Genomic DNA, 21,724 nt, shown 5'->3' with positions numbered 1-21,724 from the left:
GGCGTCCTCGAGGCGCGTGCGGTGGTTCCTGACCTTGCTGCGGTTGCCGCAGCGCTCCATGGAGCACCAGCGGCGGCGGCCGGGCCGCGACGTGTCGACGAACAGCAAGTAGCAGTTGCCCGCCGCGCATTCGCGGATCCGGTGCGCGTGCGGACCGGTGAGCAGGTCGACGGCGTCCCGCGCCACCGTGGCGAGCAGTCGCGCGCCCGTGCCGCCCGGCGTCCACGCGCGGGAGCCGTCGGGGGCTATCCGTGAGGTGAGTGCGGGGCGCTCCGCCATGTGGTTCACCACCTCGAGGTCCCGCGGGTCCGGCGCGGCGCCGTGGGCGCGTGCGGCCGCGAGCATCATGATCGCGTCGCGCAAGGGCCGGGCGGCGGCCAACTCGGCATCGGTGACCACCAGTTCAAGACCGGCGGGCAGCCGGCTCGCGTCCGCCCAGCGCCGCAGATCGGCCGGCGCGTGCAGCACCTCGTGCCGCGCGAAGGCGCCAGGCCCTCCAGTCGTGGTGAATTCCAGGCAGAGCGCCCCTGGGTCGAACCGGAAGGACACCCCTGCGGGCGACGTCAGGGTCAGTCCTATTGCATGCCGAACCATGTAACCAGTATAACCGGTTACCATGACACTTCAGTGGAAACTCGTGATCGACTGCTCCGACCCGCACGCCCAGGCGGACTTCTGGGCCGCGGCCCTGGGGTACGAGGTGGAGGACAACAGCCCGCTGATCGAGCAACTCCTCGGCCAGGGCGCGATCCCGGCCGAGATCACCGTCGAGGCCCACGGCCGCCGGGCCTGGCGGGACGCGGCGGGCGCCCGCCACCCGGACGACCCGTTCGACGCGTCCAGCGGCGCCGGCCTCGGCAGGCGACTGCTGTTCAACCGGGTGCCGGAGGCCAAGACGGGCAAGAACCGCCTGCACATCGACCTGCACGCCGGCGGCGGCCGACGGCCCGCAGAGGTGGCCCGACTGGAGGGCCTCGGCGCCACGTTCGTACGGGACGTCAAGGAGCAGGGCGGCCAGTGGGCGCTCCTGCAGGACCCGGAGGGCAACGAGTTCTGCGTGGCCTGACCGCGCCACCGCACCGGACCGTCGCGTTCCGGCACCTCCACGTCACCGGACCCCCGCGTTCCGGCTCCCCCGCCGATTCCCGGCTCCGATCCCCTGCCGATCCCGGTTCGCCGACCGGCCGGGACCGGCTCGGTGAGGGGGCGTACGTTGTATCGCCATGACGCCCCGTATCGCTGTGATCGGCAGCGGCCCCGCCGGTCTTTCCTTCGCCCGCGTCCTGCACCGACACGGTCACCCCGTGACCGTCCTCGAGCGCGATCCCTCTCGCGACGCCCGTCCGCCGGGCGGCACGCTCGATCTGCACGAGGGCCTGGGCCGGCTGGCGCTGGAGAAGGCAGGACTGCTTGCGGAGTTCCAGGAGCTGGCCCGCCCCGAGGGGCAGGCCATGCGCATCCTGGACACGGACGGGACGGTCCTGCGCGACTGGCAACCGGATCCCGACGAGCAGGCCAATCCCGAGATCGACCGCGGACAGCTCCGCGACCTGCTGCTCGGCCCCATGGACGTCGCGTGGGGGCGTGCGGTGACCGAGGTCGTACCCGGGGGCGGCGACGGCGTCCTGGTCCGTTTCGCGGACGGGCGGCAGGAGACGTTCGATCTCGTCGTCGGCGCGGACGGCGCCTGGTCCCGGGTCCGCCCGGCGCTCTCGTCCGTGACGCCGCAGTACACCGGCGTCACCCTGGTCGAGTCCTCCCTGGACGACATCGACACCCGCCACCGCGACCTCGCCGAGCTCGTCGGCGACGGCTCCGTGGCCGCCTACGGCGTGAACCGGTCGATCGTCGCCCAGCGCAACAGCGACGGCCACGTGAAGGTGTACGCCAAGTTCCGCGCACCGCTGGACTGGCATCCGGCACCGGACCGGCCCGCGGGCCCGGCTCAGCGCTCGTTTCAGGAGCCGGCGGACGTCGAGGCCGTGCGATCGAGCCTGCTGGCCCTGTTCGACGGCTGGTCCCCCACCGTCCTCGAGTTCCTCTGCCGCGGCACGGCGTTCGTCGTCCGCCCCGTCCACGCCCATCCCGCGTCCCACACCTGGGCCCATGTCCGCGGAGTGACGCTGCTGGGCGACGCGGCCCATCTGATGCCCCCGCTGGGCGCGGGCGCGAACCTCGCGATGCTGGAGGGCGCCGAACTCGCCGAGTCCATCGCCGCCGCCCGCAGCCAGGATGCTCTGCACGACCTGGACGAACTGGACGAACTGGATGACGTGGTCCGCGCCTTCGAGGAGAGCATGTGGGCACGGGCGGGCCGGTGGGCGACCATGACGCTCGCCGGTCTGGAACGGCTCGTGAGCGACGACCCGTCCCAGGCCGTGGCCCTCTTCGACGACGTCCAGCCCTCCTGACCGAGCGCACGCGTCGCCGTCCTCGACGGATCCGCCCGGATCGCCCCGATATCCGGAACTGCCCGACCGATTTCCGCTCTTGACGGAGAGTCAGTCCCGCCACCACCATCAGGCACGCATCACGCACAGCTCCCCCGGCAGGCGCGCGTGACCCACGGGCCACCGCACCTCCGCGTACGTACCGTCCTGTCCCTGTACGGATCCGGAGCCCCCCACATGAAGCTCTCCGTCCCGATACGTATCGCCGCCGCGGCCGCGCTGCTCGCAGCCGGACTCGTGGCGGTCCCGGCCGCCGCCGCAGCGCCCCCCACCGCCGCGGCCGCACCCGACATACCGGTGGCCGACGTCAAGGCCCACCTGGCCGAACTCGGCTCCATAGCCGAGGCCAACGACGGCAATCGCGCACACGGCAGCGCGGGCTACCAGGCCTCCATCGACTATCTGAAGACCCAGCTCGACGAGGCCGGATTCACCACCTCCGTACAGGAGTTCACCTCCGGAGGCGAGACCGGCTACAACCTGGTCGCCGACTGGCCCGGCACCGATCCCGGCCAGGTCGTGATGGCCGGCGCCCACCTGGACAGCGTCGATTCCGGCGCCGGGATCAACGACAACGGCTCCGGCTCGGCCGCCGTGCTCGAGACCGCACTCGCCGTCTCGCGCGAGCAGCTCGAACCGGCCAAGAGCCTGCGTTTCGCCTGGTGGGGCGCGGAGGAGCTGGGCATGGTCGGCTCCCAGCACTACGTCGACCAACTCCCCGACGACGAGCGGTCGAAGATCTCCGGATACCTGAACTTCGACATGATCGGCTCACCGAACGCCGGCTACTTCGTCTACGACGACGACCCGGCCCTGGAGAAGGTGTTCACCGACTACTTCGCCGGGATCGACGTACCCACCGAGGCCGACACGGAGGCCGACGGACGCTCGGACCACGCCTCGTTCAAGAGCGCGGGGATACCGGTCGGCGGGCTCTTCACCGGAGCCGGCAGCACCAAGTCGGCCGAGCAGGCCGAGAAGTGGGGCGGCACCGCCGGCGACTCGTTCGACCCCTGCTACCACTCGGCCTGCGACGACGCGGCGAACATCGACGACACCGCGCTCGACCGCAACAGCGACGCCCTGGCCCACAGCATCTGGGAACTCTCGGGCTGAGCCGAAGCGCACGACCCACACCGCGTGGGCCCGCCGTCACGCCCCGACCGGGGCTTGGTCACGCCGTGATGTCCTTCGTCGTGAAGCGGGCCCACGCGGCCGACCCGAAGACCGCCGCGTACACCCCCTGCAGCTGCAGATTGCTCACCACGTCGTCCCAGTACACCGGTTCACGCATCAGATCCGCGAAGGACAGCCAGTGATGCGAGAACAGATACGGGTGCAGCGCGTCCAACTGCGGGATCGTGTCCAGGATCTGCACGGTGATCAGCAGTCCGACGGTGGTCGCCATGGCCGCGATCCCGCTGTTGGTGAGGGTGGAGACGAACAGACCGAGCGCCGCGAGACCGATCAGCGAGACCGCCACCACCAGCGCGATCAGCAGCGCGCGCCACAGCCCTTCGGAGAAGCTGATCCGGGTCCCCGAGATGGTGGTGAGCTCCCCGAGCGGGAAGAGTAGCGCCCCGACGATCAGCGCGGACACCGCCACGGTCAACGTCGCCACCAGGCAGAACGCCATCGTGGCCGCGTACTTGGCGAGCAGCAGCCGGCTGCGGCCCGCGGGCGCGACCAGCAGATAGCGCAGCGTACCCGCGCTCGCCTCGCCCGCGATCCCGTCCCCGGCCACCACGCCGACGGCCATCGGCAGGAAGAACGGCAGCGTGGCAGCGAGCGCGGTGAACACCAGGAACAGGCCGTTGTTGGTGATCTGCGCGATGAACGCGGGCCCCTGTCCGGCGCCGCCCGCCGAACCACCGTCCCCCGTCTCGATCTTCACGGCGATGCCCACCAGGACGGGCACGGCGGCGAGTACGCCGAGCAGGGCGAGCGTGCGCCAGCGCCGGAAGGTGGTGGTGAGTTCGGAACGGAAGAGCCCGAGCGTCCAGAGCCTGCGGCGCATCCCGGGCTCGTCCCCGGCAGCCGCCCGCCCGGTGTCGTTCGCCGTCTCAGCCGGTGACATCGAAGTCCTCCCCGGTCAGCTGCATGAACACGTCCTCGAGCGAGGCCCGTTCGAGCCCGAAGCCGCGTACGCGCACCCCGGCGCCGACAAGTGCCGCGTTCAGCTCGGCCAGGTCACCGCCGGCCGGCGGGTCGCCGGTGACCCGGTCGGCGGTCTCGACGGCGATCCCGGTCACGGCGTGCTCCTTCAGTACGCGGGCGGCGTCGGCCGGATCGGGGGTGGTGACCGCGAGCCGGCCGCGGGCGGTCGCGGCGAGGTCCTCGACCGGGCCCTGCGTGACGAGCCGTCCCCGGGCCATCACCGCGGCGTGTGTGCAGACCTGCTCGATCTCGTCGAGGAGGTGCGAGGAGAGGAAGACGGTCGTGCCGTCCCGGGCCAACTCACGGACCAGAGTGCGGATTTCCCGCATGCCCTGCGGGTCGAGCCCGTTCGTCGGTTCGTCGAGTACGAGGAGGCGGCGCGGGGTGAGCAGGGCGGCCGCGAGGCCGAGTCGCTGCTTCATACCGAGCGAGTAGGCCTTGGCCTTCTTGCCGGCCGCGGCGGTCAGGCCGACCCGGTCGAGTGCGGAGGCCACCCGGGCCTTACGGGTGCGGGGGTCGGCCGTCGGGTCGGCGCTGTCGTAGCGCACCAGGTTGTCCCGGCCGGAGAGGTGGCCGTACAGCGCAGGGCCCTCGATCAGCGCGCCGACCTGGGGCAGGACGGTGCGCGATGCGCCCGGCATCCGGTGGCCGAGTACGCGGGCGGTGCCGGCACTGGGGTCGATGAGCCCCATCAGCATGCGGATGGTGGTGGTCTTGCCCGAGCCGTTCGGGCCGAGGAAGCCGAAGACGCTGCCGGCCGGCACCGACAGGTCGAGCCGGTCGACCGCCGGCTGGCCGCCGTACCGCTTGCTGAGCCCACGCGTCTCGATCACGGGCGCGGGCCGGCCCTCGGCGCCGGATCCGCCGCCGTCCCGCTCCGCACCGGCCGTCGCCTCGCCGTCGCCCGGCCCGTTCCCGTCGCCCGTGCTCCGCATCAACGCATCTCCCCTGTCCGCCGCCGCGACCCGGCTCCCGCACCCTTGCACGCTTCCCCGACCGCCGTCCGGACCGGCCGAAACCGAAACCCCGTGCGCGCGCCCCGTGAGGGGCACCCGCACGGGGTGGAGGCGCGAGTCGCCGCGGAGGCGCTACTTCGCCGCGTTCGCCGCCTTGACCAGGCTGGCCTTGTCCACCGCGCCGGCGTAGACCTTGCCGTCGTCGGTGATCAGGGCGTTGACCAGGCGGGTCGAGAAGACCGTGCCCGTGCCGAAGTCGCCCTTGACCTGGTCGCCGAGCGCGGACAGCAGCTTGTCCGCCTCCGGCGGGACGTCCTCGGAACCGGACCCGGACTTCGGCATCGAGGCGCCGGTGTCGAAGCTGGCGATCGAACTCCAGCCCTTCCCGATCACGTTCATCCCTTCGAGGCCCTTGAGACCCTCGAGGTCTTCGGGGCCTTCGGGCCGCTGGCCCTTGTGCTCCTTGGCGGCCTCGTCCGCCTCGGTGACCTTCGTGCCCTTGTTCGGCTTGAAGTCGAAGGTCTTGCCCTCCGGCTTGGCGAAGTCGACGTCGGTGAAGCCCGCGTCGATCGCCGCCTTGCCGCCACTGCTCGGGTTGAGCGTGAACTTCAGCGGTACGCCGTTCTCCGCGTCCACCGCGATCCGGATCGAGCCGATCGTCGAACCGGACTGCTTCGGCTTGATGACCAGCTGGTACGCGTCGCGCCCCGCGACCTTCGCGGTGCCGTCGACGGTCACCGCAGTGGTGTCGTCGACCGCCTTCAGCGCCTCCTGGGCGAACTCCTTCGGGGTGGACGGCGCACCCTCGGGCAGCTTCTCGGGCTTGCCCTTGCCCCGCGCTTCCTTGCCCGCCTCGGCGTGGAACGCCTCGTCGGAGCCGCTGTCGTACGCCCAGACGTCCTCGCCGTTGCGGATCAGGCTGTACTCGGACGTGTCGTCCACGATGGACAGCTTCTGCTTCTCGGGGCCGTCGGCCGCGACCCGCAGCGTGTGCGTGCCGGAGGCCAGCTCCATCAGGCGAGACTCCGGGTCCGCGGACGAGTCCCCGCCCTCGCCGCCCGGGGCGAGCGAGGAGACGGCGCCGCCGAGCGCCGGGATCCCCAGGTCGGTGCTGATCTTGACGCTGCCGGACAGCTGCTCGGTGTCGGATGCGGCGATCTTCTCGACGAGCTCCTCGGCCGTGATCTTGGGCAGATCGGGGTCACCGGAGTCGGCGAGCGCCGGGACGAGCCCGATGGTCGCCGCCGCCACTCCGGCCACCGCGACCGGGACGACGTAACGGGTGACCTTGCGGCGCCCGGTGCCGACGTCGTCGGCCTCCTCGGTGGTCCTTGACGTTTCGTACGGTGCCATGTGTGCCTTCCTCCGTGATCGGCGGCGGCCTCTCCCTTGCGCGCACTCGTCCACCCTGCGCCGCCATTGTCACCCGGATTGGTAAGGAGTGGGTGTCTCTATCCGACCAAATCGGCCACCCGGAAGCGTCAGCCCCCGGGATCAACTCCCTGTACACCTACGGGATGACACCACCCGGACCTGCCTCCGCCGACCAGCACAACTGCCGTCGTCACCCCCTAGGGGTCACGACGGCAGCCTCGTACGCAGGAACGCTTCACCCTGCCCGGTGCACCACCGCGTCGCACAGCTCCACCAGGCTCGCCCTGGCGTCGCAGTCGGGGAGCGGGGCCAGTGCGGCGCGGGCCTCCTCCGCGTACCGGACGGTGTCGCGGCGGGCCTGTTCGAGGGCCGGGTGGACGCGCAGGCCCTCGAGAGCCTCCGCCAGCCGTGCGTCGTCGGTCAGATCGCCGTCGAGCAGCTCGCAGAGTGCCACGTCCTGCGGCCGGCCGTGGGCCGCGGCCTGCGCCCGCAGGTGCAGTACGGGCAGCGTCGGGATGCCCTCGCGCAGGTCGGTGCCGGGCGTCTTGCCCGACTCGCGCGAGTCCGAGGCGATGTCGAGGACGTCGTCGGCGAGCTGGAAGGCGACGCCGAGGCGTTCGCCGTACTGGGTGAGGACGTCCACGACCGTCTCGTCGGCGCCCGACATCATCGCGCCGAAGCGGCCGGCGACGGCGATCAGCGAGCCGGTCTTGCCGCCGATCACATCGAGGTAGTGGTCGATCGGGTCGCGGCCGTCGCGCGGGCCCGCCGTCTCCAGGATCTGGCCGGTGACGAGGCGTTCGAAGGCCTCGGCCTGGATACGGACGGCCTCGGGACCGAGGTCGGCCAGGATGTGCGAGGCGCGGGCGAAGAGGAAGTCGCCGGTGAGTACGGCGACCGAGTTGCCCCAGCGGGCGTTGGCGCTGGGCACACTGCGGCGTACGTCCGCCTCGTCCATCACGTCGTCGTGGTAGAGCGTCGCGAGATGGGTGAGCTCCACGACGACAGCGGACGGGACGATGCCCGGCGCGTAGCGGTCGCCGAACTGGGAGGCCAGCATCACCAGGAGGGGGCGGAAGCGTTTGCCTCCGGCGCGCACCAGATGCTGGGCCGCCTCCGTGATGAAGGGGACCTCGCTCTTGGTGGCCTCCAGCAGACCCTCCTCGACAGCTGTGAGGCCCGCCTGGACATCGGCTTCGAGGGCCTGGTCCCGCACGCTCAGCCCGAACGGCCCGACGACGGTCACGAGGGGTTCTCCTGTCTGCTGACTGCCTGCTGACAACTCGAGCTTGCTGACGACCCGAGGCCGAATCACACGTAGATCACACACGCGACGCCGCGGTTTGTCGATGTGTCGCTGCCATCAATCAACTCAGCGTATCCGGTCGCGTTTCGATCATGGCGAGCACCTGTCCGACTCGGGGAGGCAGGACGAGCCCGGGCGTCCTTCCGGCACCACCGGTATCTTCGGATCAACCGGAATGGGTTCGTACCGTCCACCAGGCTGGAGCAGCCCCCTTGAGCACCACCTCCGAGGCCACGCCGCCTACCGAACCGGAGCCCGACGGCGACCACGACGACCACGCCTTCTTCGGGCAGCCACGCGGTCTGCTGACCCTGTCGGGTCTCGAAGTGTGGGAACGCTTCTCCTTCCTGGGCATGCAGGCCATCCTCGTCCTCTACTTCGCGGACAAGGTCGCGAACGGCGGCATGGGCATGGACCCGGGCACCGCCGCCTCGGTCTCGGCCGCGTACGGAACGCTGGTCTACCTGGTGTCGGTCGGCGGCGGCTGGCTGGCCGACCGCATCCTCGGTTCGTACCGCGCCGTCCTGTGGGGCGGCATCCTGATCGCCTGCGGGCACTACGCGATGGCCGTGCCCACCGACGCGATGACCTGGGTCGGACTCGGCCTGATCAGCGCCGGCACCGGGCTGCTCAAGCCCAATGTGGCCAGCATGGTCGGCAAGCTCTACCGCACCGAGGACGAGCGCCGCGACGCCGGCTTCGCGCTCTACTACATGGGCATCAACATCGGTGCGTTCCTCGGCCCGCTGATCACCGGCTGGCTCGGCGACCACCGCGGCTGGCACTGGGGCTTCTCCGCCGCCGCGATCGGTATGACCTTCGGACTCGTCCAGTACGTGGCCGGGCGCCGCCACTTGGCGGGGCGCAAGGCATCGGCCGAGTACGCACTGCCGCGGGACGCGATGCGCCGCGCGGTGATCTGGATGGCCGCCGGTGCCGCGGGCTTCGCCGTGCTCGCCGGGCTGCTCGCCGCGGTCGGCTGGCTGACCATGGGCCGGTTCGTCGACCTGCTCACCCTGATCTCGGTAATCGCACCCGTCGTGTACTTCGCCGTGATGTTCAAGAGCCCGCGGGTCAGCGGCGAGGAACGCGGGCGGCTGCGGCCCTACGTGGTGCTCTTCCTGGCCTCGGTGGCGTTCAACTTCATCCTGTTCCAGGCGTACTCGACGATGATGCTGCTCGCCGCGTCCAACGCCCGCAGCGACATCCTCGGCTTCGACTTCCCCGCCAGCTGGTACGCCTCGGCGCTCGGCGCCTTCGAGGTGCTGCTCGCGCCGGTGGTGGCCGGCCTTTGGGTCAAGATGGGCCGCCGCCAGCCGCACGCCTCCAACAAGATCGCGTACGGGGTGATCCTGGGCGGGCTCTCGTTCATGCTGATGGCGCTGCCGACCTCGGGGCACGACAGCGACACCTTCAAGATGGCCGCCTGGTGGATCGTCGGCTCGTACCTGCTGCTCGGGCTCGGTGACATCCTCGTCGAGACCTCCGGCATGTCGGCCACCACCAAGCTCGCGCCGCAGGCCTTCGCCAGTCAGACCATGGCGCTCTGGTTCCTCTCCCTCGCCCTCGCCAACGGCATCCAGGCGCAGGTCGTGAAGCTCTACGACGACGTCTCGCACCCCATGTACTTCGGCGTCAACGGCGCCATCGCGGTCGCGGTCGGCGTCGCCGTGATCGCCGCGGCGCCCTGGCTGCGCCGCACCATGCACCCCGTCCACTGAGCCCCCCACGCTCCCCAGAGGTACCCATGCGCATCCGCACCGATTTCCCGTACGAGACGACCCACGAGGACATCCGGATTCCGCTTCCCGACGGGACGCGGCTGTACGCGCGGGTCTGGCGGCCGGTGACCGACGAGCCGGTGCCCGTACTGCTCGAGTACCTGCCCTACCGGCTGAGCGACTGGACGGCACCGCGGGACGCCCAGCGCCATCCCTGGTACGCGGGGCACGGCTACGCCTCGGTGCGCGTCGACGTGCGCGGGCACGGCAACTCCGAGGGGATGCCGGGCGACGAGTACGACGCGACCGAGCTCGACGACGGTGTCGCGGTCGTCAACTGGCTTGCGGAGCAGCCCTGGAGCAACGGCAAGGTCGGCATGTTCGGCATCTCCTGGGGCGGCTTCAACTCGCTGCAGATCGCCGCGCTCGCTCCCGAGGCGCTCAAGGCGATCGTGACCGTCTGCTCGGCAGACGACCGCTACGACAACGACGTGCACTACATGGGCGGTTCGGTGCTCGCCGTGGACATGCACGCCTGGGCCTCGACGATGCTCGCCTTCGCGTCCCGGCCGCCGGACCCCACCTGCGTCGGCGACGACTGGCGGACGATGTGGACGGACCGGCTCGAGGCCGTCGAGCCCTTCATCCACACCTGGCTCGGCCATCAGACCCGGGATGCCTACTGGCAGCACGGCAGCGTCTGCGAGGACTACTCCGCGATCAAGGCGGCCGTGCTCGCGGTCGGCGGCTGGCACGACCCGTACCGGGACACCGTCCTTCGCCTGGTCGAGCATCTGCCCGGTCCGGTACGGGGCCTGATCGGGCCCTGGTCGCACCAGTACCCGGACCGCGGACTTCCGCCGGGCCCGGCGATCGGCTTCCTGCAGGAGACGCTGCGGTGGTGGGACCAGCACCTCAAGGGCGTGGACACCGGGGTCATGCACGAGCCGAAGTTGCGCGCCTGGATCAGCGAGCCGCACCGGCCCGCCACCGTCTATCCCGAGCTCGCGGGCCGCTGGGTCGGTGAGCCGACGCTTCCCTCGCCCGGGATCACCTCGACGCCGCTCGGCCTCGACTCCGAACTGGGCACCGACACCCCGGGCGGCGCGGACGGCGAGGAGAGCCTGGTGCCGGTGCGGTCCCCGCAGCACACCGGCGTGGACGCGGGCCGCTTCTTCCCGTTCGGCAACGACTCGGACCTGCCGCCCGACCAGCGCGAGGAAGACGGCCGCTCGGTCTGCTTCGACTCGGCGCCGCTCGGCCGGACCGTGGAGATCCTGGGGCGGCCGAAGGTGCGTCTGCGGCTGCGCAGCGATGTCCCGCGCGGGCAGGTGATCGCCCGGCTCTGCGAGGTCGACGCGGACGGCGCCTCCACGCTGATCACCCGCGGGGTGCTCAATCTGAACGCCCGCCTGGGCCGCGACCGGGTCGTCACCTGGGAGCCGGGCACCACGGAGGACGTCGAGTTCGAGCTGAACGGCATCGGCCACCGCTTCGCCTCCGGCAGCCGGATCCGGCTCGCTCTCTCGTCCGCGTACTGGCCGTGGATCTGGCCGGCGCCCGACGCGGAGGGCTGGAGCGTGGACGTCACCGAGAGCACCTTCGAGCTGCCGGTGCGGGACGCCGAGCACGAGGACGACTTCGCCATCGCCTTCGAGCCTCCGGAGCAGTCCGAGCCGCTCGGTGTCGTCTCCCCCGAGACGCTCGACGCACCGCGTCCGGAGCGCCTGGTCGTACGCGACGTGGCGGCCGGCACCTGGCGGCTCGAGGTCGACCCGCGCTACGGCGGCACCCGGATCTATCCGGACGGCCTCGAGTTCAGCGAGGACGCCCTGGAGACGTACGAGATCCAGGAGTCGGACCCGCTGAGCGCGCGCACCCGCTCGGACTGGACGATCCGGCTGCACCGGCCCGAACTGGGGTGGGACGCGCGGGTCGAGACCCGCTCCGAGATCACCTGCGGCGCCACGCACTTCGTCACCGCGAACGAGGTGGTGTGCCGGGACGGCGACGAGGTCGTCTTCCATCGCACCTGGGAGAAGCGGATTCCGCGTACGGCGGGCTGAGGCGGCTGAGGTCCGGGGCCGGGTGCTTGCGGGGTACAGCCCCCGTACAGCCCCGGTGCCCGGCTCAGGCGAAGAGGGCCTCCAGGACGGTGGCGACTCCGTCGTCCTCGTTGGATGCGGTGATCTCGTCGGCGACGGCCTTCAGTTCCGGGTGGGCGTTGGCCATCGCGACGCCGTGGCCGGCCCAGTGGAACATCGGGATGTCGTTGGGCATGTCGCCGAAGGCGATGGTGTCGGCCGGGCGTACGTCGAGGCAGTCCGCGGCGAGGGCGAGGCCGGCCGCCTTGGTCACGCCGAGCGGCTGCAGTTCCACGGTGCCGGGGCCGGCCATGGTGACGGTGACCAGGCCGTCGGCCGCGCCGCGGGCCGCGGCGGCCAACGCGTCGTCGGACAGGCGCGGATGGCGCAGCAGGACCTTGTTGATGGGCTCGGCCCACAGCTCCGCCCGGCCGCTCACCCGGACCGCGGGCAGCGCCGGATGCGGGGACTGGTAGCCCGGCTCGAAGAGCATCAGGCCGTCCGTACCGTCCTGGTTGACCGCCGCGAAGACCTCACCCACCTCGGCCTCGATCTTGCCGAGGGCGACGTCGGCCAGCTCCCGGTCCAGGGTCAGCGAGCTGACCATCGCATGCGCGTCCACGTCGTAGACCTGCGCTCCTTGACCGCAGACGGCGAGGCCGCGGTAGTCGAGTTCGAGCAGCAGATGCCGTACGTGCGGGACGGGCCGGCCGGTGACCACGACGTGCCGTGCGCCACCGGCCGCCGCCCTGGCGAGGGCGGCTCGGGAACGCAGGGAGACGGTGTCGCTGCGCTGCAGGAGTGTGCCGTCAAGATCGGTGGCGACCAGCGCGTAGGCGGGTGGGGTGGACATGGCCCACAGGATAGGGACAGCCCAAGGGGCCGAGCGGAGGCGGGGGTTGGCGCCGCCGACGGCATCGCCCGTCGCATGCCGTCGGCAGGCGCAGTCGGCTGCCGGCCGATCGTTCAGATGTACCGGGCCAGGACTTCGCGGACCGGTGTGGCGGGGCGGCCCAGTACGGACTCCAGCGTCGGGTCGGTCACCGCGAACTCGCCGCGACGGGCAGCGGTGAACATCGTCAGCGCGAACTCCGCGGCGGGCCGTGGCATCCCGCCGTCGACCGCGCCCTGCACCCAGTCCTCGTCGCTGACGACCAGGCGCTCGACGGACGTGCCGGTCATCTCACCGATCAGCTCGGCGATCCGCGCGAAGTCGTAGGTACGGGTGGCGGTCAGCGGCGGCGTGACGCCGTCGAGGACCCCGTCCTTCGTGAGCGCGATCGCCGCCGCCTCGGCCAGGTCCTCATGGGCGGTCCAGGAGACCGGGCCGTCCTCCGGCAGAGCGAGGACCCCGGTCTTCGCCGCGGTCCCGACGTAGTGGCCGAGTGTGGAGGCGTAGAAGCCGTTGCGCAGTGCGGTGAACGGGACGCCCTGGCGGGAGAGGTGCTGCTCGCACGCGGCATGCACGGGCTGCGGCAGGAACAGCGAGTCCTCGGCGGCCGCCTGGTGGCTCGTGTACAGGATGCGCTGCGCTCCGGCCGCGCGGGCCGCGTCCACGGCCGCGCCGTTGGCCCGGATCGCGGTCTCGCCGACGAGGGAAGCCGAGACGACGAGTACCTTCTCCGCCCCCTCGAAGGCGTGCTCCAGGGTCTCGGGGCGCGTGAAGTCGCCCTCGCGGACCCGCACTCCGCGCTCGGCGAGCGCTGCGGCCTTGGTGGCGTCCCGGACGGTGACACCGATCTCCTCGGCGGGGATCCGCTCGAGGAGGCGGTCGACGACCAGGGATCCGAGGCGCCCGGTGGCGCCGGTGACGATGACCATGACGAGCTCACTTCCATTGATTCCAGTTTTTGAGTATCAACGGTAACACCAATGGAACTGGGTGCTTGATATCGTCGGAACCATGACAACGGAGGAATCGACCACCGCACGCCGCGAGAGCACCCGGGCGCGCATCATCGAGGCCGCGGACCGGATCCTGCGCAGCAAGGGGCCGGCCGCCGTCACCACCCGAGCCGTCGCTCAGGAGGCCGGGCTGCAGCCGCCCGCGCTCTACCGGCTCTTCGACGACAAGGAAGCGCTCCTCGACGCGGTGGCCGAGCACGCCTTCGCCGAGTACGTCGAGGGCAAGAAGCTCGTGGCCGCCACCGACGACCCGGTCGCCGACCTGCGCGCCGGCTGGGACGCGCAGATCGGGTTCGGCCTGGCCAATCCCTCCGTCTTCGCGCTGCTCTCCACCCCCGGCAGGCAGTCACCGACCACCGAGGCCGGCCTCGATGTCCTGCGGGGCCGCGTCCACCGCGTCGCGGCGGCCGGCCGTCTCCGCGTCCCCGAGCAGGAGGCCGTGGACCTGATCCACGCCGCCGGCACGGGAGCCGTCCACACACTCCTCGGCAAGCCGGAGTCCCAGCGCACCACCGCCGTCGCCGACGCCCTGTACGCCGCCGTGGCCGCCACGATCCTGGGCGACGCCCCCGCCCTGCCGGCGGACGACACCACTGCGGCGGCCGTCTCGTTCCGCGCACTGATCCACCGGCTGCCGCGGCTGAGCGAGGCCGAGCGCTCACTGATGACGGAGTGGCTGGACCGCGCGACGGCGGAGTGAGCAACGGGCCGTGGACGAACGGGCAGGTGGGCAACTGACGCTCGAGCGGAGGGTGGTCGGGCAACGGGCGAAGGCGGCGCAGTGGCGCGCTTGTAACGTGTGCTCAACCTGACGAAGGAAAGTGAGGCAGCGTCCCATGCCCGAGCACACCCCGCTCGACCTTCCCGAGGGCGACCCCTTCGGACCGCACAACCTTCCGTACGGCGTGTTCTCCCTGTCCGACGGCCGCGACCGGAGGGTGGGCGTACGACTCGGCTCGCACGTCCTGGACGCCGGCGCCGCCGCACACGCGCTCGGTTCGCCGTACGCCTCGCTGCTCGCGCAACCGTCGCTCGGTCCGCTGCTCGCGGCCGGACGCCAGACCTGGCGCGACGTGCGCCGGGCGCTGACCGCCTGGGTGACCGTGCCCGCCCACCGTGAGGTGGTCGAGCCGCTCTTCGAGCCGCTGTCCGCGGTACGGCTGCACCTCCCCTTCGACGTCGCGGACTACGTCGACTTCTACGCGTCCGAGAACCACGCGACCAATCTGGGACGCCTCTTCCGGCCCGATGCGGAACCCCTCCTCCCCAACTGGAAGCATCTGCCGGTCGGTTACCACGGCCGCGCCGGCACCGTCGTGGTGTCGGGCACCGACGTGGTGCGCCCTTCGGGCCAGCGCAAGGCGCCGTACGCGACGGAGCCGACGTTCGGCCGGTCGACGAAGCTGGACATCGAGACCGAGATCGGCTTCGTGGTCGGTGCGCCGTCCACGCTCGGCACGCCGGTCCCGCTCTCCGGCTTCCGCGACCACGTCTTCGGGCTCTGCCTGCTCAACGACTGGTCGGCGCGCGACATCCAGCCCTGGGAGCAGGTCCCGCTCGGGCCGCACACCGCGAAGTCCTTCGCCACTTCCGTGTCCGCCTGGGTCACCCCCCTGGAGGCCCTGGAGACCGCGCGGGTCAGGCCGCCGAAGCGTGACGTACAGCCGCTGCCGTACCTCGACGACACCAAGGCGGAGGAGCCGGGCGGCTACGACATCCGGATCACCGTGACGTTGAACGGAGAGGTGATCTCCGAGCCTCCCTTCGCCGGGATGTACTGGACGGGTGCGCAGATGCTCGCGCACATGACGGTGGCCGGAGCGTCGCTGCGGACCGGTGACCTCTACGGGTCGGGGACGATCAGCGGCACCGAGCGGGGTCAGCGGGGTTCGCTGATCGAGCTCACGTGGAACGGGGCGGAGCCGCTGACACTCGCCGGTGAGGAGCGGCGCTTCCTGGTGGACGGGGACGAGGTCACGATGACGGCGTGGGCGCCCGGGCCCGATGGGACACGGGTGGGGCTCGGGGAGGTGTCAGGACGGGTGCGGGGCGCGGTCTGAGCCCTGCGTCCCGCGCCCCGCGTTCCGGTGTTGGTGCCGTCCGGGCGCCGCGCCCTCGGGCGCCGTGAGGGCTTCTTGTCGCCCTTACGGCCCCGGCCCCGGCCTCAATCGCCGGACGGGCTCTCTGCCCCGGACGAGCTCGAGTCGTCCTCGAGAGCCGTACCGGCCTCGAGGCGTCCGTGGTCGGCGAGGACCTTCAGGACCGCTTCTCCGTAGTTCGCCAGTTTCTTCTCGCCGAGGCCCGGGAGCTGGGCAAGTTGGGTCAGGTCGGCGGGGAGAGAGAGGGCGATTTCGCGGAGCGTGGCGTCGTGGAAGATGACGTAGGCCGGGACGCCCTGTTCGCGGGACTGGTCGGCGCGCCAGGCGCGCAGAGCCTCGAAGACGGGGAGCGCTTCCTCGGGGAGGTCCACCGCCTGCTTGCGTTCCCCCTTCGCCGTGCGCTCCGACTTGGGGCGCCCGGCGGGGCGCTTCGGCTCCTTGCGCATCAGGACCTCGCGCTCCCGGCCGAGCACGGTCGCGCTCGCGTCGGTCAGGACCAGGGTGCCGTACTCCCCCTCCACCGACGCCAGCCCCTGGGCCAGCAACTGGCGGACCACACCGCGCCATTCGGCCTCGGACAGGTCGTCCCCGATACCGAAGACGGACAGCTGGTCGTGGTCGAACTGGATGACCTTCGCCGTCTTCCGCCCGAGCAGGATGTCCACGATCTGTCCGGTGCCGAACTTCTGCCCGCGCTCGCGCTGCAGCCGCACCACCGTGGAGAGGACCTTCTGCGCGGCGACCGTGCCGTCCCAGGTCTCGGGCGCGGTCAGGCACGTGTCGCAGTTACCGCACTTCTGACCCGAGGCCTCCTGGCCGAAGTACGCGAGGAGTTGGGCGCGGCGGCACTGGACGGTCTCGCACAGCGCGAGCATCGCGTCCAGGTGGGAGGCGGCGCGACGGCGGAACGCCTCGTCCCCCTCGCCGCTCTGGATCAACTTCCGCTGCTGGACGACGTCCTGCAGCCCGTAGGCCATCCAGGCCGTGGACGGCAGGCCGTCGCGGCCCGCGCGGCCCGTCTCCTGGTAGTACCCCTCCACCGACTTGGGCAGGTCGAGGTGGGCCACGAAGCGGACGTCCGGCTTGTCGATCCCCATGCCGAAGGCGATCGTGGCGACCACCACGAGGCCCTCCTCGCGCAGGAAGCGGGACTGGTGGCGGGCACGGGTCCCGCCGTCCAGGCCGGCGTGGTACGGGACGGCCGGCACGCCGTTGCGCTCCAGGAACTCCGCTGTCTTCTCCACCGAGTTGCGCGAGAGGCAGTAGACGATGCCGGCGTCGCCCTCGTGCTCCTCGCGGAGGAAGCGGAGCAACTGCTTCTTGGGGTCGTCCTTGCCGACGATGCGGTACTGGATGTTCGGCCGGTCGAAGCTGGCCTCGAAGTGGCGGGCCTCCGGCAAGCCCAGCCGCTCGGTGATCTCGCGGTGGGTGGCCGGGGTCGCGGTCGCGGTCAGGGCGATACGCGGGACGTCCGGCCAGCGCTCGCCGAGGACCGCGAGCGCCAGGTAGTCCGGGCGGAAGTCGTGGCCCCACTGGGCGACGCAGTGCGCCTCGTCGATCGCGAAGACCGAGACCGTGCCCCGGGAGAGCAGGTCGAGCGTGCCCTGCATGCGCAGGCGCTCCGGCGCGAGGTAGAGGATGTCGAGCTCGCCGGCCACGAACTCGGCCTCCACCAGGCGGCGTTCCTCGAAGTCCTGGGTGGAGTTGATGAAGCCGGCGCGGACGCCGAGCGCTCTGAGCGCGTCCACCTGGTCCTGCATCAGTGCGATGAGCGGGGAGACGACCACGCCTGTGCCGGGCCTGACCAGGGCGGGGATCTGGTAGCAGAGGGACTTGCCGCCGCCTGTGGGCATCAGGACCACGGCGTCTCCGCCGTCGACCACGTGGTCGATCACGGCCTGCTGCTCGCCGCGGAACGTGTCGTATCCGAACACTCTGCTCAGGGTGCGCAGAGCTTCGCTCCGCGAGCCCTCGGCCGCGCTTGCCGCAGCGGCCGCGTTCAGTGCGTCCCTGCCTGCGGTCCCGTCAGCCCCTACGGTCTCCGCCGTCCTGTCTGTCACTACGGTCCCGTCCATTGGCCCGGCCCCCGTCCTTCGTTCTGTCCCCCGTGCGTCGCTCTTCGACCACGACCCCCACGATAGGCTCCCCGGCGGACGCCACTCGAAGTTATCCACAGGCAGCCCGGACCTCTTCCCGCCGGGAGCCCACCCGCCGGCCCCGGCGCCGTGTCCTCGAGCGCCGGACGGGCTCAGCTGTCCTCGAGCGCCGAACGGCCTCAAGGATCCGCCCCGACCGGCTGGAGATGCGCACCGGCCAGGCCGAGGAGAAGCCGGACCGGACACCGGGACGTGAACGCGCCACCGCCCGGCCCCGGATGTCCGGGGCCGGGCGGTGGCGCGTGGCGAGGCGGGAGGGTCAGCGGACGAAAACGCCCGCCTGGCCCGCCAGGTCCAGGAAGTACTGGGGGGCCACCCCGAGTACCACCGTGACCGCGACGCCCACCGCGATGGCCGTCATGGTCAGCGGGGAGGCGACCGCGACGGTCGGGCCGTCCGGCTTGGGCTCGCTGAAGAACATCAGGACGATCACGCGGATGTAGAAGAACGCGGCGATCGCGGACGAGATCACACCGACCACGACGAGCGCCCCGGCCCCGCCCTCCGCAGCCGCCTTGAACACGGCGAACTTGCCGGTGAAGCCGCTGGTCAGCGGGATACCGGCGAAGGCGAGCAGGAAGACGGCGAAGACCGCCGCCACCATCGGCGAGCGCCGCCCGAGCCCCGCCCACTTCGACAGGTGAGTGGCCTCGCCGCCCGCGTCCCGTACCAGCGTGACCACGGCGAACGCACCGATCGTCACGAAGGAGTACGCCCCCAGGTAGAACAGCACCGAGGAGACGCCGTCCGGCGAGGTCGCGATGACACCGGCGAGGATGAAGCCGGCGTGCGCGATCGAGGAGTACGCCAGGAGCCGCTTGATGTCGGTCTGCGTGATGGCGACGATCGCACCGAGCAGCATGGTGATGATCGCGACGCCCCACATCACCGGTCGCCAGTCCCAGCGCAGGCCGGGCAGGACGACGTAGAGCAGCCGCAGCAGCGCGCCGAAGGCCGCGACCTTCGTGGCCGCCGCCATGAAGCCGGTGACCGGGGTGGGCGCCCCCTGGTAGACGTCCGGGGTCCACATGTGGAACGGCACCGCGCCGACCTTGAACAGCAGGCCCATCAGGATCATCGCCGCACCGATCAGGAGCAGCACGTCGTTGCCCATGGTCTCGGCAAGCACCGGGTCGATGTTCTGGATGGTGCCGTCGACGACCTCGGCGATGCCGGCGTAGTTGACCGTGCCCGCGTACCCGTAGAGCAGCGCGACGCCGAAGAGCAGGAACGCCGAGGAGAAGGCGCCGAGGAGGAAGTACTTGACCGCGGCCTCCTGCGACATGAGGCGCTTGCGGCGGGCCAGCGCGCACAGCAGGTAGAGCGGCAGCGAGAAGACCTCGAGGGCGATGAACAGGGTGAGGAGGTCGTTGGCCGCCGGGAAGACCAGCAGGCCGGCGATCGCGAAGAGCACCAGCGGGAAGACCTCGGTGGTCGCGAACCCGGCCTTGACGGCGGCCTGTTCGCCTTCGCTGCCGGGCACCGCGGCGCCCTGCGCGGCGAACGAGTCGACGCGGTTGCCGTGCACCTCCGGGTCGAGCCTGCGCTCGGCGAAGGTGAACACGGAGACCAGGCCGATCAGCAGGATCGTGCCCTGCAGGAACAGCGCGGGCCCGTCGACGGCGATCGCGCCCATGGCGACGATGCCCGCCTCGGTCGTCGCGTGCCCGCTGGTCGCGAGGCCCACCACGGCGGCGAAGGACGCCACCAGCGCGACCACGGTGAGGAACAGCTGGGCGTAGTACCGCGCCCGGCGCGGCACGAAGGCCTCGAGCAGGATGCCCAGGACCGCCGCGCCGACGATGATCAGTACGGGAGCGAGCTGGCCGTACTCGATGTGCGGGGCGTCGATCTTCTCGATCGGCTCCGCCGCCGTTGTCCACAGGCTGTGGACGGCTGATGCGCTCACTTGGCCGCCTCCACCTCGGGCTCGGGGTCGTGCTTCTGGACGTCGGACAGCGTCTGGTCCACCGCCGGGTTCACCAGATCGGTGACCGGCTTCGGGTAGACGCCGAGGAAGATCAGCAGGGCGATCAGCGGGGCGACCACGACCAGCTCACGTACGCGCAGGTCGGGCATGGTGCTCACGTTCTGCTTGACCGGGCCCGTCATCGTCCGCTGATACAGGACGAGGGTGTACAGGGCGCCGAGGACGATGCCGATCGTGGCGATGATCCCGACCACCGGATAGCGCGAGAACGTCCCCACCAGAACCAGGAACTCACTGACGAACGGGGCGAGTCCGGGCAGCGACAAGGTCGCCAGCGAGCCGACCAGGAAGGTGCCGGCCAGGATCGGCGCCACCTTCTGCACTCCCCCGTAGTCCGCGATGAGACGCGAGCCGCGGCGGGTGATCAGGAAGCCGGCCACCAGCATCAGGGCGGCGGTCGAGATCCCGTGGTTGACCATGTAGAGCGTCGCGCCCGACTGCCCCTGGGACGTCATGGCGAAGATGCCCATGATGATGAACCCGAAGTGCGAGATCGAGGCGTACGCGATCAGGCGCTTGATGTCCCGCTGACCGACCGCGAGGAGTGCGCCGTAGACGATGCTCACCAGGGCCAGGCCCAGGATCACCGGGGTCGCCCACTCGGAGGCGTTCGGGAACAGCTGCAGGCAGTAGCGGAGCATCGCGAACGTGCCGACCTTGTCGACCACCGCGGTGATCAGCACGGCGACCGGTGCGGTCGCCTCGCCCATCGCGTTCGGCAGCCAGGTGTGCAGCGGCCACAGCGGCGCCTTCACCGCGAAGGCGAAGAAGAAGCCGAGGAAGAGCAGCCGCTCGGTGTTGGTCGCCATCTCGAAATTGCCCGCGGCCCGGGCCTCGGCGATCTCGGTGAGCGAGAAGGTGCCGCCGACCACGTAGAGGCCGATGACCGCGGCCAGCATGATGAGGCCGCCGACCAGGTTGTAGAGGAGGAACTTCACGGCGGCGTACGACCGTTGGGTCGCCGCCTCCTTCTCGCCGTTCGCTCCCGCCTTGTCGCCGAAGCCGCCGATGAGGAAGTACATCGGGATGAGCATGGCCTCGAACAGGATGTAGAAGAGGAAGACGTCGGTGGCGACGAAGGAGAGGATCACCATCGCCTCGACCATCAGGATCAGCGCGAAGAAGCCCTGGGTCGGGCGCCAACGGCCGCTGGCCACACTGTCCTTGGCGTTCTTGCCGTCCTCCGGGTCGGCGTCGTGCCAGCCGGCGAGGACGACGAACGGGATGAGCAGCGCGGTGAGGCCGAGCAGGGCCACGCCGATGCCGTCCACGCCGAGTTCGTAGCGGACGCCGAAGTCGGCGATCCAGGCGTGCGATTCGGCGAGTTGGTACCGGTCGCCCGGGGCGTTGACCGCCTTGTCCGGGTCGAAGCGGAACACCACGACGAGGGCCGCCGCCAGGGTGGCGAGCGAGAACAGCAGCGCCAGCCACTTCGCCGCGGTGCGCCGGGCCGCCGGGACGGCCGCGGTGGCGATCGCGCCGACCGCGGGGAGCGCGGCCGTAGCTGTCAGCAGAGGAAAGGACAT

The 21,724-nt window shown here is 71.1% G+C and carries 16 protein-coding genes and 1 pseudogene; 7 read left to right on the top strand and 10 right to left on the bottom strand.

Annotated elements, in window-relative coordinates; genetic code table 11:
- Window positions 1-72: 72 nt before the first annotated feature.
- Window positions 73-594, bottom strand: a pseudogene (locus DSC45_RS00615) (CGNR zinc finger domain-containing protein); the annotation flags it as partial.
- A gap of 22 nt (window positions 595-616) precedes the next feature.
- Here DSC45_RS00615 and DSC45_RS00610 point away from each other — a divergent pair.
- The 3 genes from DSC45_RS00610 (at window position 617) to DSC45_RS00600 (ending at window position 3,566) form a co-directional block, all read left to right on the top strand.
- Entirely contained in the window at window positions 617-1,066 is a 450-nt protein-coding gene (locus tag DSC45_RS00610) for a VOC family protein (RefSeq protein ID WP_119286143.1), read from the top strand.
- Between the two features lie 157 nt (window positions 1,067-1,223).
- The gene (locus DSC45_RS00605; protein ID WP_119286142.1) at window positions 1,224-2,411 is read left to right on the top strand and encodes an FAD-dependent oxidoreductase; all 1,188 of its coding nucleotides are present in this window, start codon (window positions 1,224-1,226) and stop codon (window positions 2,409-2,411) included.
- Window positions 2,412-2,627: 216 nt separating this feature from the next.
- Window positions 2,628-3,566, top strand: a complete 939-nt coding sequence (locus tag DSC45_RS00600) for a M28 family metallopeptidase (protein ID WP_119286141.1) — start codon at window positions 2,628-2,630, stop codon at window positions 3,564-3,566.
- Window positions 3,567-3,624: 58 nt separating this feature from the next.
- On the opposite strand, the gene DSC45_RS00595 is transcribed toward DSC45_RS00600, so the two are convergent.
- The 4 genes from DSC45_RS00595 to DSC45_RS00580 all read right to left on the bottom strand — a co-directional run bounded on the left by DSC45_RS00595 (window position 3,625) and on the right by DSC45_RS00580 (window position 8,183).
- The gene (locus DSC45_RS00595; RefSeq protein WP_119286140.1) at window positions 3,625-4,527 is read right to left on the bottom strand and encodes an ABC transporter permease; all 903 of its coding nucleotides are present in this window, start codon (window positions 4,525-4,527) and stop codon (window positions 3,625-3,627) included.
- Entirely contained in the window at window positions 4,514-5,542 is a 1,029-nt protein-coding gene (locus DSC45_RS00590) for an ABC transporter ATP-binding protein (RefSeq protein WP_119286139.1), read from the bottom strand. Before DSC45_RS00590 ends, DSC45_RS00595 begins: the two co-directional genes overlap by 14 nt.
- 153 nt (window positions 5,543-5,695) lie before the next feature.
- A complete protein-coding gene (locus tag DSC45_RS00585) occupies window positions 5,696-6,916 on the bottom strand; it encodes a LolA family protein (RefSeq protein ID WP_119286138.1) in 1,221 nt (406 codons plus the stop codon).
- Between the two features lie 256 nt (window positions 6,917-7,172).
- Window positions 7,173-8,183 (bottom strand): polyprenyl synthetase family protein, encoded by a 1,011-nt coding sequence (locus tag DSC45_RS00580; RefSeq protein ID WP_119286137.1) that lies wholly within the window; start codon window positions 8,181-8,183, stop codon window positions 7,173-7,175.
- A gap of 272 nt (window positions 8,184-8,455) precedes the next feature.
- Between DSC45_RS00580 and DSC45_RS00575 the strand changes: the two genes are divergently transcribed.
- Both DSC45_RS00575 and DSC45_RS00570 read left to right on the top strand, forming a co-directional pair.
- A complete protein-coding gene (locus tag DSC45_RS00575; RefSeq protein WP_119286136.1) occupies window positions 8,456-9,964 on the top strand; it encodes a peptide MFS transporter in 1,509 nt (502 codons plus the stop codon).
- A 26-nt stretch (window positions 9,965-9,990) separates the two neighbouring features.
- On the top strand, window positions 9,991-12,030 hold the full coding sequence (locus DSC45_RS00570) for a CocE/NonD family hydrolase (protein WP_119286135.1): 2,040 nt from the start codon (window positions 9,991-9,993) through the stop codon (window positions 12,028-12,030).
- Window positions 12,031-12,094: 64 nt separating this feature from the next.
- Here DSC45_RS00570 and DSC45_RS00565 read toward each other — a convergent pair whose 3' ends face one another.
- Both DSC45_RS00565 and DSC45_RS00560 read right to left on the bottom strand, forming a co-directional pair.
- Window positions 12,095-12,901: an HAD family hydrolase gene (locus DSC45_RS00565; RefSeq protein WP_119286134.1), complete on the bottom strand. Its 807-nt coding sequence runs from the start codon at window positions 12,899-12,901 to the stop codon at window positions 12,095-12,097.
- 113 nt (window positions 12,902-13,014) lie between these two features.
- Entirely contained in the window at window positions 13,015-13,869 is an 855-nt protein-coding gene (locus DSC45_RS00560; RefSeq protein ID WP_119286133.1) for an NmrA family NAD(P)-binding protein, read from the bottom strand.
- Between the two features lie 82 nt (window positions 13,870-13,951).
- Here DSC45_RS00560 and DSC45_RS00555 point away from each other — a divergent pair, with 82 nt between their 5' ends.
- Both DSC45_RS00555 and fahA read left to right on the top strand, forming a co-directional pair.
- Window positions 13,952-14,653: a TetR/AcrR family transcriptional regulator gene (locus DSC45_RS00555; protein ID WP_119286132.1), complete on the top strand. Its 702-nt coding sequence runs from the start codon at window positions 13,952-13,954 to the stop codon at window positions 14,651-14,653.
- Window positions 14,654-14,789: 136 nt separating this feature from the next.
- Window positions 14,790-16,013: a fumarylacetoacetase gene (gene fahA / locus DSC45_RS00550; protein WP_119286131.1), complete on the top strand. Its 1,224-nt coding sequence runs from the start codon at window positions 14,790-14,792 to the stop codon at window positions 16,011-16,013.
- Window positions 16,014-16,117: 104 nt separating this feature from the next.
- Here the strand turns inward: fahA and recQ are convergent, their stop codons facing one another.
- From recQ to DSC45_RS00535, 3 genes are all read right to left on the bottom strand, one after another.
- Window positions 16,118-18,127 (bottom strand): DNA helicase RecQ, encoded by a 2,010-nt coding sequence (gene recQ / locus DSC45_RS00545; protein ID WP_119286130.1) that lies wholly within the window; start codon window positions 18,125-18,127, stop codon window positions 16,118-16,120.
- A 340-nt stretch (window positions 18,128-18,467) separates the two neighbouring features.
- Window positions 18,468-20,117: an NADH-quinone oxidoreductase subunit NuoN gene (gene nuoN, locus DSC45_RS00540; protein ID WP_119286129.1), complete on the bottom strand. Its 1,650-nt coding sequence runs from the start codon at window positions 20,115-20,117 to the stop codon at window positions 18,468-18,470.
- Window positions 20,114-21,724 carry an NADH-quinone oxidoreductase subunit M gene (locus DSC45_RS00535; RefSeq protein ID WP_119286128.1) on the bottom strand — a complete coding sequence of 537 codons (1,611 nt, stop codon included), beginning with the start codon at window positions 21,722-21,724 and terminating at the stop codon, window positions 20,114-20,116. The genes nuoN and DSC45_RS00535 overlap by 4 nt, the downstream gene beginning before the upstream one ends.

Source organism: Streptomyces sp. YIM 130001, from assembly GCF_003574445.1.
Taxonomy (GTDB): domain Bacteria; phylum Actinomycetota; class Actinomycetes; order Streptomycetales; family Streptomycetaceae; genus Streptomyces.
This window is presented reverse-complemented; position numbering and strand designations above follow the sequence as displayed.

Excerpts from the sequence above, each read along its gene's own strand:
- DSC45_RS00610 (WP_119286143.1), top strand. The coding sequence starts at position 617 with ATGACACTTCAGTGGAAACTCGTGATCGACTGCTCCGACCCGCACGCC.
- fahA (WP_119286131.1), top strand. The coding sequence starts at position 14,790 with ATGCCCGAGCACACCCCGCTCGACCTTCCCGAGGGCGACCCCTTCGGA.
- DSC45_RS00570 (WP_119286135.1), top strand. The coding sequence starts at position 9,991 with ATGCGCATCCGCACCGATTTCCCGTACGAGACGACCCACGAGGACATC.
- DSC45_RS00555 (WP_119286132.1), top strand. The coding sequence starts at position 13,952 with ATGACAACGGAGGAATCGACCACCGCACGCCGCGAGAGCACCCGGGCG.
- DSC45_RS00585 (WP_119286138.1), bottom strand. The coding sequence starts at position 6,916 with ATGGCACCGTACGAAACGTCAAGGACCACCGAGGAGGCCGACGACGTC.
- DSC45_RS00595 (WP_119286140.1), bottom strand. The coding sequence starts at position 4,527 with ATGTCACCGGCTGAGACGGCGAACGACACCGGGCGGGCGGCTGCCGGG.
- DSC45_RS00590 (WP_119286139.1), bottom strand. The coding sequence starts at position 5,542 with ATGCGGAGCACGGGCGACGGGAACGGGCCGGGCGACGGCGAGGCGACG.
- DSC45_RS00535 (WP_119286128.1), bottom strand. The coding sequence starts at position 21,724 with ATGTCCTTTCCTCTGCTGACAGCTACGGCCGCGCTCCCCGCGGTCGGC.
- DSC45_RS00600 (WP_119286141.1), top strand. The coding sequence starts at position 2,628 with ATGAAGCTCTCCGTCCCGATACGTATCGCCGCCGCGGCCGCGCTGCTC.
- recQ (WP_119286130.1), bottom strand. The coding sequence starts at position 18,127 with ATGGACGGGACCGTAGTGACAGACAGGACGGCGGAGACCGTAGGGGCT.
- DSC45_RS00560 (WP_119286133.1), bottom strand. The coding sequence starts at position 13,869 with ATGGTCATCGTCACCGGCGCCACCGGGCGCCTCGGATCCCTGGTCGTC.
- DSC45_RS00565 (WP_119286134.1), bottom strand. The coding sequence starts at position 12,901 with ATGTCCACCCCACCCGCCTACGCGCTGGTCGCCACCGATCTTGACGGC.
- DSC45_RS00605 (WP_119286142.1), top strand. The coding sequence starts at position 1,224 with ATGACGCCCCGTATCGCTGTGATCGGCAGCGGCCCCGCCGGTCTTTCC.